The 12,197-nt window shown below is 65.3% G+C and carries 13 protein-coding genes; 4 read left to right on the forward strand and 9 right to left on the reverse strand.

Translation table 11 applies throughout. The features are described 5' to 3' along the window. The coding region (locus BM314_RS29285) for a transposase domain-containing protein (protein ID WP_139237914.1) at positions 1-312 on the forward strand (312 nt) is incomplete at its 5' end. 327 nt (positions 313-639) lie between these two features. Here the strand turns inward: BM314_RS29285 and BM314_RS29290 are convergent. The 4 genes from BM314_RS29290 to BM314_RS29305 all read right to left on the reverse strand — a co-directional run bounded on the left by BM314_RS29290 (position 640) and on the right by BM314_RS29305 (position 4,509). Next, positions 640-1,194, reverse strand: coding sequence for a PAS domain-containing protein (locus BM314_RS29290; RefSeq protein ID WP_091982044.1), 555 nt, complete (start codon positions 1,192-1,194; stop codon positions 640-642). Positions 1,195-1,539: 345 nt separating this feature from the next. Next, positions 1,540-2,577 carry a YihY/virulence factor BrkB family protein gene (locus BM314_RS29295; protein WP_091982046.1) on the reverse strand — a complete coding sequence of 346 codons (1,038 nt, stop codon included), beginning with the start codon at positions 2,575-2,577 and terminating at the stop codon, positions 1,540-1,542. Between the two features lie 499 nt (positions 2,578-3,076). After that, positions 3,077-3,796 (reverse strand): SDR family oxidoreductase, encoded by a 720-nt coding sequence (locus BM314_RS29300; RefSeq protein ID WP_020095751.1) that lies wholly within the window; start codon positions 3,794-3,796, stop codon positions 3,077-3,079. Between the two features lie 56 nt (positions 3,797-3,852). Beyond that, positions 3,853-4,509 carry an SDR family NAD(P)-dependent oxidoreductase gene (locus BM314_RS29305; RefSeq protein ID WP_020095752.1) on the reverse strand — a complete coding sequence of 219 codons (657 nt, stop codon included), beginning with the start codon at positions 4,507-4,509 and terminating at the stop codon, positions 3,853-3,855. A gap of 33 nt (positions 4,510-4,542) precedes the next feature. Between BM314_RS29305 and BM314_RS29310 the strand changes: the two genes are divergently transcribed. Next, positions 4,543-5,526, forward strand: coding sequence for a LysR family transcriptional regulator (locus tag BM314_RS29310; protein ID WP_170868213.1), 984 nt, complete (start codon positions 4,543-4,545; stop codon positions 5,524-5,526). A 250-nt stretch (positions 5,527-5,776) separates the two neighbouring features. Here the strand turns inward: BM314_RS29310 and BM314_RS29315 are convergent, their stop codons facing one another. Further along, on the reverse strand, positions 5,777-6,424 hold the full coding sequence (locus BM314_RS29315; RefSeq protein WP_091982047.1) for a DsbA family oxidoreductase: 648 nt from the start codon (positions 6,422-6,424) through the stop codon (positions 5,777-5,779). 43 nt (positions 6,425-6,467) lie between these two features. Then, entirely contained in the window at positions 6,468-7,091 is a 624-nt protein-coding gene (locus tag BM314_RS29320; RefSeq protein WP_091982050.1) for an FMN-dependent NADH-azoreductase, read from the reverse strand. Between the two features lie 86 nt (positions 7,092-7,177). Here BM314_RS29320 and BM314_RS29325 point away from each other — a divergent pair, with 86 nt between their 5' ends. Together BM314_RS29325 and BM314_RS29330 are read left to right on the forward strand one after the other, a co-directional pair. Next, a complete protein-coding gene (locus BM314_RS29325) occupies positions 7,178-7,585 on the forward strand; it encodes a winged helix-turn-helix transcriptional regulator (RefSeq protein ID WP_091982053.1) in 408 nt (135 codons plus the stop codon). Positions 7,586-8,185: 600 nt separating this feature from the next. Continuing rightward, a complete protein-coding gene (locus BM314_RS29330) occupies positions 8,186-9,814 on the forward strand; it encodes a putative bifunctional diguanylate cyclase/phosphodiesterase (protein WP_280142579.1) in 1,629 nt (542 codons plus the stop codon). A gap of 89 nt (positions 9,815-9,903) precedes the next feature. On the opposite strand, the gene BM314_RS29335 is transcribed toward BM314_RS29330, so the two are convergent. The 3 genes from BM314_RS29335 to BM314_RS29345 all read right to left on the reverse strand — a co-directional run. After that, positions 9,904-10,917, reverse strand: coding sequence for an HD-GYP domain-containing protein (locus tag BM314_RS29335; RefSeq protein ID WP_091982057.1), 1,014 nt, complete (start codon positions 10,915-10,917; stop codon positions 9,904-9,906). Positions 10,918-10,955: 38 nt separating this feature from the next. After that, positions 10,956-11,222, reverse strand: a complete 267-nt coding sequence (locus tag BM314_RS29340) for a hypothetical protein (RefSeq protein WP_091982060.1) — start codon at positions 11,220-11,222, stop codon at positions 10,956-10,958. 197 nt (positions 11,223-11,419) lie between these two features. Next, the coding region (locus BM314_RS29345; RefSeq protein WP_244540090.1) for a methyl-accepting chemotaxis protein at positions 11,420-12,197 on the reverse strand (778 nt) is incomplete at its 5' end.

Consider the following 12,197-nt stretch of genomic DNA (forward strand, 5'->3'; position numbering starts at 1 on the left):
CTCAGTCGCTGGGCCGGCTTGTCTCTCTTCCTCGACGACGGCCGCGTCGAGATCGACAACAACACCGTCGAGCGGGCGATCCGGCCGTTGGCCCTGACGCGGAAGAACGCGCTGTTTGCCGGCTCGGACGGTGGGGCCGGGCATTGGGCTGTCGTCGCCTCGCTGGTCGAGACCTGCAAGCTGAACGGGGTCGAGCCGCAGGCCTACCTGACCGACGTCATCACCCGCATCGTCGCCGGCCACCCGCAGAGCAATATCGACGACCTGCTACCCTGGGCCTACGCACCACAGCCCCTCAAAGCCGTGGCCTGAGAACGACGCTTACGTTTGGGTCAGCCTCGCTTCAGATGTTTCGAGATCCGATGATACAGGCGGGCACAGCCCGTCGGGTTGGCGACCGTCGGTCTTGGATTTGTATCTATCGCTCATGCAGCGCAGGTGACGGGCGTCTGCTTTCGAGAAGCGCCGCGGCACGCTCGAAAGGCTCATATGGGTCGAAGGCGGGCCGTCTGTTTCAGTGCAATGGGTCAGGGCTCGCTTCCCATCCCGAGCCGAAATTGCCGGAGGGCTTACGAATAGCCGCTCTCGGAAACAGCCAAGGGCCGACTTTATGGCATCCTTGGGCGTACAGCAGCCCATTCAATGGAAGCGGTCGGTCGGTTCAGACGAGCTCATGCTCCGCGCCAGCAGAATGCCCGCCACCACGAGTGCCTGTCTCAGCACAGGGAGCATTTCCTTGGCGCTGTCCTGCTCAATGAGCCCGTGCGCGATCAGCAGGTAGTCAGCTACGGCTTCCAGGGCTGAGCCGGGTGGCGTCGTCGGGCTCGTAGGCGGAGGGACAAAGCGCGCGAGGGTGCCGTAGGCACTCAGCGGCTCCGAGCCGCTGGGGATGATCTCGGTTAGTGAGCCTAGGTAGCCCAGGAAGGTCTGCCCCGGTGGACCATAGGATGGCACGGCGCCGATCATCACCCAGGCGTAGCTGCCATCGGCCCGACGTAGGCGAGTGCGGAGGCTGTACTCGCTCTGCTGATCACGGACGCTGCGCAGGAAAGTGACGGCAGTCTCGTAGTCGTCAGGATGCATGCAGGTGAGCCATCCGTGTCCCACGGCTTCAGCAGCTGCCTGGCCGGTGAATGCGGCCCACTCGGGGCTGACGTAGGTCACGCGGCCGTCCGCCTGTGTGACGAAGATCATTTCGATATATCCGAGAGCCGAATGGTCGGTTGTCGGACCGTAACCTGTATAAAAAATTAGCTTCGTCCAGAAGTTGACAGGCGCTTTCTGAGACACTTTCTCCGCGAGGGGCCTCGGCACCACCATGAACGGGGGGCGATCCCGCAGGCAGGCGGCGTTTCGGAAAACCGCTTAGGCGTACGGCGTACCCCTCGGACAGTTCTTAGCGGGTGTGCCCTCGGCAGTATCGATGGCAAGGGAGGACGAGTGCGAATGACCGCTTCCGGGACGCACCGACGGCGGCCCAAGCGGCTGGTATGGGTCGGAAGACACCTTTCGAATGCCCAAGCTGGTGAGTTCAAACCCTTAGGGTGGCCCGACCGTGTCGGCGGCAAATGCCTTTCGAGATCCCAACGGCCTCGGTTGGCCAATGGTGCTATCCCGCGCTGTCTGCCGTTCCATCTCGGAGTTCAGTTCAGCACCAAGAAGGACGATGACTATCGAGATCCAGATCCAGGACATAAAGCCAATGCCAGCTCCGAGAGAGCCATAAATACGGTTATAGCTATCGAAGGTTACGACATACCAAGAGAATGCGGCCGAGGCGCCTACCCATCCAATCGCGGCAACGGCACTACCCCAACTGACCCATCTCCACTTTGCCTCACGGCGGCTTGGGCCGTATCGATAAACAAGCGAAAGGCCGAGGCTAACAAGGAAGATCAGAGCTGGCCAACGCATGATCCGGATCACTGTGTCCGTTCGTGCACCAAAGCCGATCTCGTTCAGCAGAATGGGAACGCCCACCACGATGCCGATAGCGGCCACTGTGACGATGGCTCCGGTCGTCGTGAACAGGAAGGTGGTCGCGTAGACACGCAATAAGGCTCGCTTCTCGCGCTCCCGATAGATGACGTTCAGTGCGTCGAAGAGGGCGACAACCCCTGAGTTGGCGCTCCAAAAGGCGATGAGGAAGCTGAGCAGTGAGGCCGTGCTGAGGGTCCCTGTGCCCTGTTGGGCAACGTGCTGAAGCTGAGCCGAAATCAGATCGAGAACGCCGTCGGGTAGGACCCCTATGAGCACGCTCAAGTGCTGGCCAATGACAGCAGGATCTGCGAACAAGCTGTAGAGTGATACGATCGTCGCGATGCCTGGGAACGTGGATAGAAGGGCGAAGAAGGCAACGCCACCAGCCGTTGACAGAACACGGTCGCGAGGGACCGCCCAGAAGACCCTCATGAGAATGTCCCGCCATCCAGCGGGAGGTATTTCAGACGGCTGAGCCGCAGAGCGGCCATGGCCAAGCTCACGAGCCCGCTCTTTCGCTATCCTGATTGTTTCCTCATCGGGAACGCGCGTGCTGACCGAACGCCAATCATCACCGTCTGCCTCTTCTCGATTCATGAGATGGCTCACAGTGCGAAAGCGGGCTCTACGTCGAGCTTAGCCACCTTCCCCTCAATGGGCCAATAGGCCCATAGCTCAAGGTTCTCTTGTGCCTATGGCTGATGGATCTTACCTGGGAGCGCGGACCGCTCAAGAACGCTTGAGGCGGAAGGCTTCTCTACCAACGGGCGTGATGACGTCGTTCAAGCAGCAACACCGTGACTGAACGGCATGCCCATCTTGGCACCTAGCTGATTGGATGGACGGCGTTTCATATTCGAGACAAGTCCGCTCCCGACCCTCTGCCGACCGCGCAGATGTCCGCATCCCGGCCGCATGACCGACGGCGGGTTATGACTGCAGCGGGTGGCTTCCTGCGCGTCGGCTCTGGGCGCTTGCCGCCCCATAATCGGACATGGTCGTCAGCGAAACCAAGCTATGCTGCCACCGGTCGCTTGGCGTCCGCCCGTCGACCCTGTCTTCGACATTTGGGTGGCGTCGAGGACTGGGGATTCGATCACGCGATGGTGCCGCCGCCGTCGACACGGACGTTCGACCCCGTCGCGAACGGAGTGGTTGCGAGGAACATCACCGCGTTGGCGATGTCCTCGGACTGGCCCACACGCCGCGCAGGCAGCCTCTCGGCCGCGCCGGCATACATGGCCGCCCGGTCCTTCTCCGGCATGCGCGACCAGAGCGGCGTCTCGATCAGGCCGGGCGAGACGGTGTTGACCCGGGTGGGCGCGAGTTCGAGCGCCAGCCCGCGGGCGAGGCTCTCCAGCGCCGCGTTGATCGCGCCCTGGAGCGGAGCGGCGGCCTGGGGCCGCTCGCTCATGAAGCCCGAGATGAAGGTCAGCGTGCCACCCTCCCTGATCCGCATGAACCGGGCGATCCGGTAGGCTCCCCAGAACTTGCTCTCCACGGCCGCCTTCGCGGCATCGAGGTCTAACTGCCGGACGGGGCCCCGCGCCGTCTCGGCCGCCGAGACCGCGATGTGGTCCCAGGGCGCCTGATCGGCGAAGAAGCGCTCGATACCCTCGGCCTCGCCGGTGTCCAGCACGGCGGCGCTGGCGCCGGTCCCGAGCGTGCCGATGGCGGCGTTCAGCTTTTCCCTGGAGCGGGAGGCGATCGTGACCTCGGCGCCGGCCGCGAGGGCCACTGCCGCGATGGCCAGGCCGATCCCGGAACTCCCGCCGACGATTAGGAAGCGTTGGCCTTTCAGCGTCTGCGTCGTCATCGACGTACCCCCGTTCCGTGGATCGGCTTGCGTGTCGTCGGTCACCCTGAAATGGCTCAGCCCTTCGGGGTGTACATGGCCTCGACTTCCCAGGCGCCCTTCGGCTGGCTGTGGAGCTGCCAGAAGTGCTCGGCGACCGCGTTGGCGTCTTCGGCGGTGGTGACGAAGCCCGCGACCGTCACGGTGGCGACGTGTACGCCCTTCTCCTTGAACGGCTCGAAGATGCCCAGCGCCAGGGCGCGGATGCCGGCCTTGCCGATGCTGAGCGAGAGGTACTCGGGATGCGGCTGCAGCCCGAAGCCGCCGCCCGTGAACAGGACGGAGCCCGATCCGCGCTGGAGCATCTTCGGCGCCGCGGCCTGGGCGGCGACGGCGGCACCGCCGATGTTGACGGCGAGGTCGGTGTTGAAGCTGTCGCGCGGCTGGTCGGCCAGCGTCTGGTTGCGCATCGAGGCGGCGTTGAAGTGCAGCACGTCGATGCCGCCGAAGTCGCGCTCGACGCCCTCGACGAGCTTCGCGACGCTGGCGGGGTCAGCGGCATCCACGGTGCGGACGTCAACCTTGTGGCCCTTGGCCTTGAGCTGCTCGGCGAGGTCCCTCACCTTGCCCTCGTCGCGGGCGCTCAGGACGACCTGGAAGCCCTCGCGGGCGAAGCGCTCCGCGGTCGCGAGACCCATGCCTGGGCCGGAACCGATGCTGAGGAAGGTGCTCATCGTTTGTGTCTCCTCGACGTTTCGATGCACCCGATGTACGCCTTGCACCTGGTCGGATTAATCCGGCCTCCTCGCATTTCACTCGTGCAGGTCATGCAGGAATTGCCAGATCAAATCAGCTTGGACGAGCTGGCTGCCTTCGTAGCGGTCGCTGAGGCGGGCAGCTTCGCCAAGGCCGCGGAGGCGCTCGGCCGGGACGCCTCAGTGCTGTCGCGGCGCGTTAGCCAAGTCGAGCAACGCCTCGGGGTCCGCCTGCTGTCGCGCACCACGCGGCGCGTGGCGCTCACGGAGGTCGGCGCGACCTACTGTAGGCGCGTCCAGGCGCTGCTTGAGGAGCTGGCGAGCGCGAGCCGGGAGGCCAGCGACCATGCTGCCAGCCCGCAGGGACTCGTACGGGTCTCCCTGCCGCTGACCTTCGGACGCCAGTGGGTCTCGCCACTGCTGCCCGGCTTCCTCGCACGTCACCCGCTGATCCGGCTGGACCTGCGGTTCACCGACCGCTTCGTCGACCTCGTCGCCGAAGGCATCGACGTCTCGATCCGGGTCGCGGCGGGTAAGCCGCGCGACAGCAGCCTGACCACTCGCAAGATCGCGACTTACCGGAACCTGCTGGTGGCCTCGCCGGGCTACCTGGCCGAGCGGGGCAACCCGGCTACGCCCGCCGACCTCGCCGGCCATGCCTGCCTGGGCTTCACCGGCTACGCCGCCTGGCCCGACTGGCCGCTGACGAAGGGCGGCCGGCGACAGACGGTGCGCCCCGACTGCACGCTCGTCGCGGACCACTCGGAGGTTCTGCTGGCCGCGGCGGTCGAGGGCGCCGGCATCACCTTCACGGCCGACTGGCTGGCTGGACCGGCCCTGCGCGATGGCAGTCTGGTCGCGGTGCTGCCGGGTTGGGGCGGACGCGAGGACGGCGGCGTTTACGCCGTGATGCCACCGGGCCGCTTGGTGCCTGCGAAGACGCGCCTGTTCGTCGATGAAGTCGCCTCAGCCATCAAGGCGGGGTGGGTGCGCTGAGTTGCCCTTGCTGTGCATCCTGCACGTCCGCTTCGGAGAAGAGCACAGAGCCCGTTCTGCGTCTGGGTTGAATCGGGTGCGGTACAGCCGCTTGGGTTAGGCTTCCGCCGGTCCGCTTCCGAGCAGCAACGGACAGAAGCGGACCTTGTATCTTCTGCAGCTTCCGACCGTCGACCGACGCAAATCTTGCTCATTCAGTCGAACGACGCTCGATCCATTTGCTCACGGGCTATCAGCGTGCTTACGATCCCTAGTGGTTGATCGTAGCCCCACCCGTGGCCTGTTGGATGGCCAAGGCAATCTCCTCCTCACTGCGTCCCCCGCTAACGGCGAAGCGGCCTCCGAAGACAAAGTGAGGGACCGACCTGACCCCGGCGGCTGCCGACCGGGCCGCCTCCTGCTCGACGCGTCGGTGCTGCGCGGGATCGAGCGCCAGCGCGCGGGCTTCCTGACGCTCGAACCCGTAGGCCACGGCGATATCGGCGAGGATATCGGCGTCCGAGATGTTCTTGGCTTCGAGGAAATGGGCACCGGTAATCGCGACTGCGAGCCGGTGCTGCGTACCGCGTTCCCGCGCCGCGAGGATCAGCCCGTGCGCCGCCTGCGTCCTGTAGGTCCAGGCTTGGCGGCTCAGGTCTAGGTCGAGGCCGGACGCCCGCGCCTCCGCCTCGGGCCGGGCGAACGACACCTTCGGGTCGGTCACGCCATAGCGCGAGCGGAGAAGGTCGGGAATGTGCAGGCCCTCCGCGGGCGCATCGGGAAGCAGGAGGACCGGATGCTGACGGATGTCTACGTCGAGCTCGGGGAAACGCTCCGCCAAAACCTTGTCGAGACGATGGTGTCCGATGATGCACCAGGGACAAGTGACCTCGGTGTAAAGGTCGATTGGCAGCGTCATGGCATCACCCTGATCGGGCCTACGGGACTGGGGACCACTCAGATCACGCATGCAGCGTTTCCAGGACCGAGCGGACCCGGCCTGCGGTGACGTCGATGGCGGCCCGGGCCGCCTCCGGCCCGAAGACGGTGCCTTCCACCCGGACGAGTTCGACGTCGGTCAGTCCGATGAAGCCCAGCAGGTGGTGCAGATATCCGGTCTGGAAATCGAAGGGGGCCCATTCGCCTTCGGAGAAGACGCCGCCTGCGGCGGCAACGAGATAGACCTTCTTGCCGGTCAGGAAGCCTCGCGGCCTGCCGCCTTCGCCGTAACCGAAGGTCACGCCCGGCCAAGTGATGTGATCGAACCAGGCCTTGAGCTGCGACGGCGGGCCGAAATTGATCATGCCAGAGCCCAGGACGATCAAGTCGGCGGCCTTCACCTCATCGACAAGCTCCTGGGCAAGGCGGACCGCCTCGGCCTGCTCGGGCGTGCGCTCCTCGGGGGGCGCGACGCGGCCTTGGATGTAGGCCTGTCCGATATGCGGCAGCGGGGCGGCCGCGAGATCGCGGATCGAGAGGGTGCCGCCTGTGCGAACCATCAAGCCTTCGGCGATCTGGGTCGCGAAGCGAGTGGAGAGGCTATCGGCGCCACGGGTGCTCGACGTGACAAGGAGTATGGAGGCCATCGTTGCTCCGACACGACCAGGACGGTAATTTATTGTTACCGACTCTATTAAAGTGCCTGCTCCGACCCTCGCAAGAAGGCATTCCTATGACACTTAGTGACATCGATTTTCCTACCCCCGGCGAAGGTGACGATTGCCGGGTGGTGCGCGAAATCCTCGATCTCGTCGCCGACAAATGGAGCCTGTATGTCATCGCCACGCTCAAGGATGGACCGGTTCGGTTCAATGAGCTGCGGCGTCGGATCGACGGGATCTCGCAACGGATGCTGACGATCACCTTGCGCGGACTGGAACGCGACGGCTTGGTCAAACGGACACTATTCGCGACTATTCCGCCGCGCGTGGATTATGAATTAACGGATATGGGGCGGACCCTGTTCACTCCGGTTATGGCTCTCGTGACTTGGGCGAACACCAACCAGGGCAGCATCCAACGCGCCCGGGTCCGATATGATGAAAGCCAGGGCGTGCGCGCGGGACAGCCCGCGCAGTAGCCTGACGCTGACGGCGGCTTCGTCTCTGTTCTTGGGCGAGCTGCGCCATCAAGCTGCGCCCTACACCACCAAGAAGTGGCTGCTTTTGGGTTGCACGGACGGCGACCTGAATGTCTGTGTTGGGTCGATTGCGGATCGACCGCTTCCGGCTCAAGGGCCGAGGTCCCTTCGCCATCCTCCGCGGTCACTTACGCAAGTGCACCTCTCGAATATAAAACAATCCTTGTATTTTTCATGATTTCGAGCTGGCGTGATTGCGAAAATAATATTGCAATATCTTATCTTTGTTCGAATATCGGCCAGATTTGCCTCGTGATATAATTGCGCGATCTTATCTGTTAATTTGGAAAAGGTGCGTTTTTGCTGTAGGAAAGGCAATCTGTAGCTAAGGAAGCCCCTGTGTCCCATCCCGATCTGAGGCTTGTCGAGGCTGTTCATAGTCCGGGAGATGAGGTGCTCCTACGACATGCAAACACGTCGATTTCTGTTCGGGACAAGGCCGTAGCTTCGCATGCGGAGCTCGGCAATAATGCCAGCATCGCCTTCCCAAGCATGGTCGCGACTGAACAGAGTCGTCTGTTCGAAGCCGCTTTGCAGAACATGATCCAGGGCTTGTGCATGTTCGATGCGCAGGGCCGCCTCGTCGTGTCGAACAGGCGCTATCGCGACATCTTCGGCATCCCGCAGGACATGATCCTCACGGGCATGACCCAGCACGATATCTGTGCCTCTTTGGTTGCGCGGGGCCTCTACTCGCCGGGACTCAGTCTCGAGGAGATCGAGCGCAGCACCCAGGACGCGCTGCAATCGATCGAGCCCGCGCCGATCACGCGCGAACTCACCAACGGACGCACGCTGGCGATCAACTATCGCGTCATGAACGGCGGCGGCTGGGTCTCGACCTTCGAGGATATCACCGAGCAGCGGCGGAGCGCGGAGCGCATCGCCTACTTGGCCCACCACGACGCCCTGACCGACCTTGCCAACATCCGGTCGATGCGCCAGGGCTACCGCGACCTGGTCGAGGCGCGGGACGACGAACAGCCGCTGCTAGCGATGTTCTACATCGACCTCGACCGCTTCAAATTCGTCAACGACACCTACGGGCACGCGGCCGGCGACGAGCTCCTGCAGGAGGTCGCCGCGCGGCTGCGGAGGAACACGCGGCGGGGCGACGTCGTGGCCCGCCTCGGCGGCGACGAGTTCGCGCTCGTGCAGCGCGTGAGTGTCGGTGCCGCTGCGACATCGACCGCCCAGCGCCTCGTCAACGTCCTGTCGGAGCCGTTCGATCTCGCGTGCGGCCGCGTCCATACCGGCGCCAGCATCGGCCTCGCGATCCGCGCGGTCCAGGACCTGGACATGGACCCGCTGCTGCACGATGCCGACCTCGCCCTGCGCCATTCGAAGACCGAGGGGCGCGGCATCGTCAGCGTCTTCGAAGCCAGCATGTCGGAGGCCTTCGAGGCGCGTCGGCAGATCGAAGCCGACCTCCAGGCCGCGCTGACGGCGGAGCAGTTCGAGTTGCACTACCAGACCCTCGTCGATGCCCGAGACGGACACGTCGCCTGCGTCGAGGCGCTGGTGCGCTGGTGCCATCCCACACGCGGCCTGCTCCCACCGCTGTCCTTCATTCCCCTGGCGGAGGAGTCCGGCCTCATCCTGCCCCTCGGCCGCTGGATCCTGAAGCGGGCCTGCCTGGATGCCTTGGCGTGGCCCGAGACCGTCGATGTCGCCGTCAACGTCTCCAGCGTCCAGATGCGTCAGAAGGGTTTCGGCGCGGAGGTGCTTGCGGTGTTGGCGGAGACCGGCCTGGCCCCCGCGCGGTTGGAGATCGAGATCACCGAGACCGCGCTGCTGGAGGAGAGCGAGGCGACCCGGGACAATCTCGCCGCGCTCAACGGCGCCGGCATCCGGATCGCCATGGACGATTTTGGCACCGGCTACTCGTCTCTGAGCTACCTGCGCCGGTTCCCGATCGACAAGATCAAGATCGACCGCTCGTTCATGAGCGAGGCCGAGACAAGCCCCGACGCGCGCGCCATCATCCGGGCCGTGGCCGGCCTGGGCGTCAGCCTGGGCATCACCACGGTGGTCGAGGGCATCGAGACGGCGCAGCAGCTGGAACTCGCCCGGGCCGAGGGCGTCGGGCAGGTCCAGGGCTACCTCCTGAGCCGGCCGCAGCCGCACGCGGCGCTGTCGAGAACAGGTCTTCCGAAGCACGTCTGGTGAGCCGTGCGGTCATCATCGAGACCGCAAAGGCCTAAATGGGCGGGAACGGCGCGGCCCCCGCTGAGAAGGTCAATACCGAAGCCGCCGTGCTAGGCGCCGTTTGGATCGAAGGCAATTATCACCGGGCGGAACGCGTTGACGAGATCGGCGTCTAACCGGCCGGTCATCGATTGCACGATGCTGTAAGCCTCTCGACCCGTCATCGCCGGCCGGTACGGGCGCCGCTCGATGAGCGCACCGTAGATGTCGCAGATCGTCACCAGCCGCACCAGGTCGGGGATCTCCGGCGCCCTCAGGCCGTCCGGGTAGCCTGAGCCGTCGAGCATCTCGTGATGCGACCGCACGACCTGCAACACCTCCTGCGAGAAGCCGCTGTCCACCAACATCTCGTAGCCGATGGCCGCGTGCATGCGCATCACCGTCATCTCCGGCTCGGTCAGTCGACCCGGCTTGTTGAGGATCGACAGGGGAATCTTCGTCTTCCCGACATCGTGCACCAGAGCCGCCTTTGTCAGCCTGGAGCTGTCAAAATCATGGAGCCCCAACTCGATCGCGAACGCAGCAGAGAGGCCGGCGACGATCAGGCAGTGCTGCTGCGTTGCCTCGTCGAAGCGCCGTACGGCGCTGATCCAATCGCGGATGCCGCATTGCTGTACCGCGCGCATGACCAGTTCGGCGCCGGTGCTCGCTAGCTCCGGCGTGACCGCCCGGCCGGAGAAGAAGGTCTGAACGAAGAAGAGCCGTGCTGCGGCCGCCAGCTCCGTCGCGATAGGAGAGCCACCCTGATCCTGAAGCTGCTCGATCGCCGATGTGGCTGAGAGAGTATCGTCGGCACCGAGCAGCCGCGCCTGTGCCTCGGCACGAGCGGCGTTGCCGTGGATCAGGAACAGGAACGGCGCGACCGCTGCGCGTACCGGCTTCAGAAGCCGTTTGAAGCGCACGATCGCGTCCGAGGTGAGCTGTGCCGCGTCGCCTATGATCAGGTCGGGCACAACTGCCGGTTCCACTTCGGCGTAGAGGTCGTGGATCGAGCAGTGTCGTGTCGAACCGAGGTCACGGACGAGGCGCCCGGACCGGGACAGATCGTCGGAGATCAACAACACTGCGCCCCTGTGCTTCCCCCTCGCAAACGCTGGGATTGTCAGGCGTTGGCCGGAAACCGCTGTGCCGTACCGGCGAGCCTCTCGACCGCATCGACGAGGCACCGCAGCGCTTCACACGTTGCCGGATCCAACAGGCCGACCTCGGTCAGCGATCGATCCAGCCCGTCGAGGGCACCCTGGAACGCACGGCTCAGCTCCAGGAGCCTCTCACTGCCTGCATGGATGTGCGGCACCCGCGAGCCGAGATGCTCCCCGCGCGCGTGTGCGGCTGCCAGATCGGCACTCAGGCGTCCAAACTGGCTCAAGCTGGAAGGCCGGATCGGAAGGAGTCAGACGTCAGTCATGGCGTTTATAGCCAGGGGGCGTTTGACCGTCGCGCCAGCTTGCCCACACCGGCTCGACGGCCTGAACGCGGCAGACGGGATGCGGTCACCATTCGCTCCGATGATCGGTGGCGCTCTTGCGAGATCGTCGGGCGAAGCGAAGGTCTGGATCGTATGTGTCAGCCGACGCCGCGCGCGGCTTCCCGAACCTGGCGGGTGGCCGCGTCGACCTGCTCGTTGGCCCGCGCGATCGCCGCCATGCCGCCCGCGATGGTCCCGACGCCGCGGGCGGCCGTGTGCATGCTGCCGGAGATCTCCTGGGTCACCGCCGACTGCTCCTCCACGGCGGCCGCGATCGCCGCTGGGATCTCGTCGAGCGCCCGGATCGTGCCCTGGATCGAGCCGATCGCCGACACCGCCTCGCGCGTGGTGGCCTGCGTCGTGGTGATCTGGTCGCGGATCTGATCCGTGGCCTTGGCGGTCTGCTCGGCCAGCGCCTTCACCTCCGACGCCACGACCGCGAAGCCCTTGCCGGCGAGGCTCGCCCGGGCCGCCTCGATCGTGGCGTTGAGAGCGAGCAGATTGGTCTGGGCCGCGATGCCCTGGATCATGGTCACGACGTCGCCGATCTGCGCCGCCTGCCCGCTCAGGCCCTCGACGATGGTGCTGGTGTGCCGGGCCTGCTCGACGGCCTCGCCGGCCATCCGCGCCGCGTGGCTGACCTGCTGGCTGATCTCGCCCACCGAGGCCGACAGCTCCTCGGCGCCCGAGGCCACGCTCTGGATGTCGCCGGACACCCGCCCGGCGAGGTCGACGGCCTCCGCGGTCCGGCGGCTGGCGCCCTCGACCGCGCTGCCGATCGCGTCGAGGTCGACGCCGATCGCCCGCTGCGCCGCGACGCGCCGGTGGCGCTCCTGGACCTGCGCGGTGATGTCGGCGGCGAACTTGACGACCTTG

Source organism: Methylobacterium sp. 13MFTsu3.1M2 (genome assembly GCF_900112625.1).
Classification (GTDB): Bacteria; Pseudomonadota; Alphaproteobacteria; order Rhizobiales; family Beijerinckiaceae; genus Methylobacterium.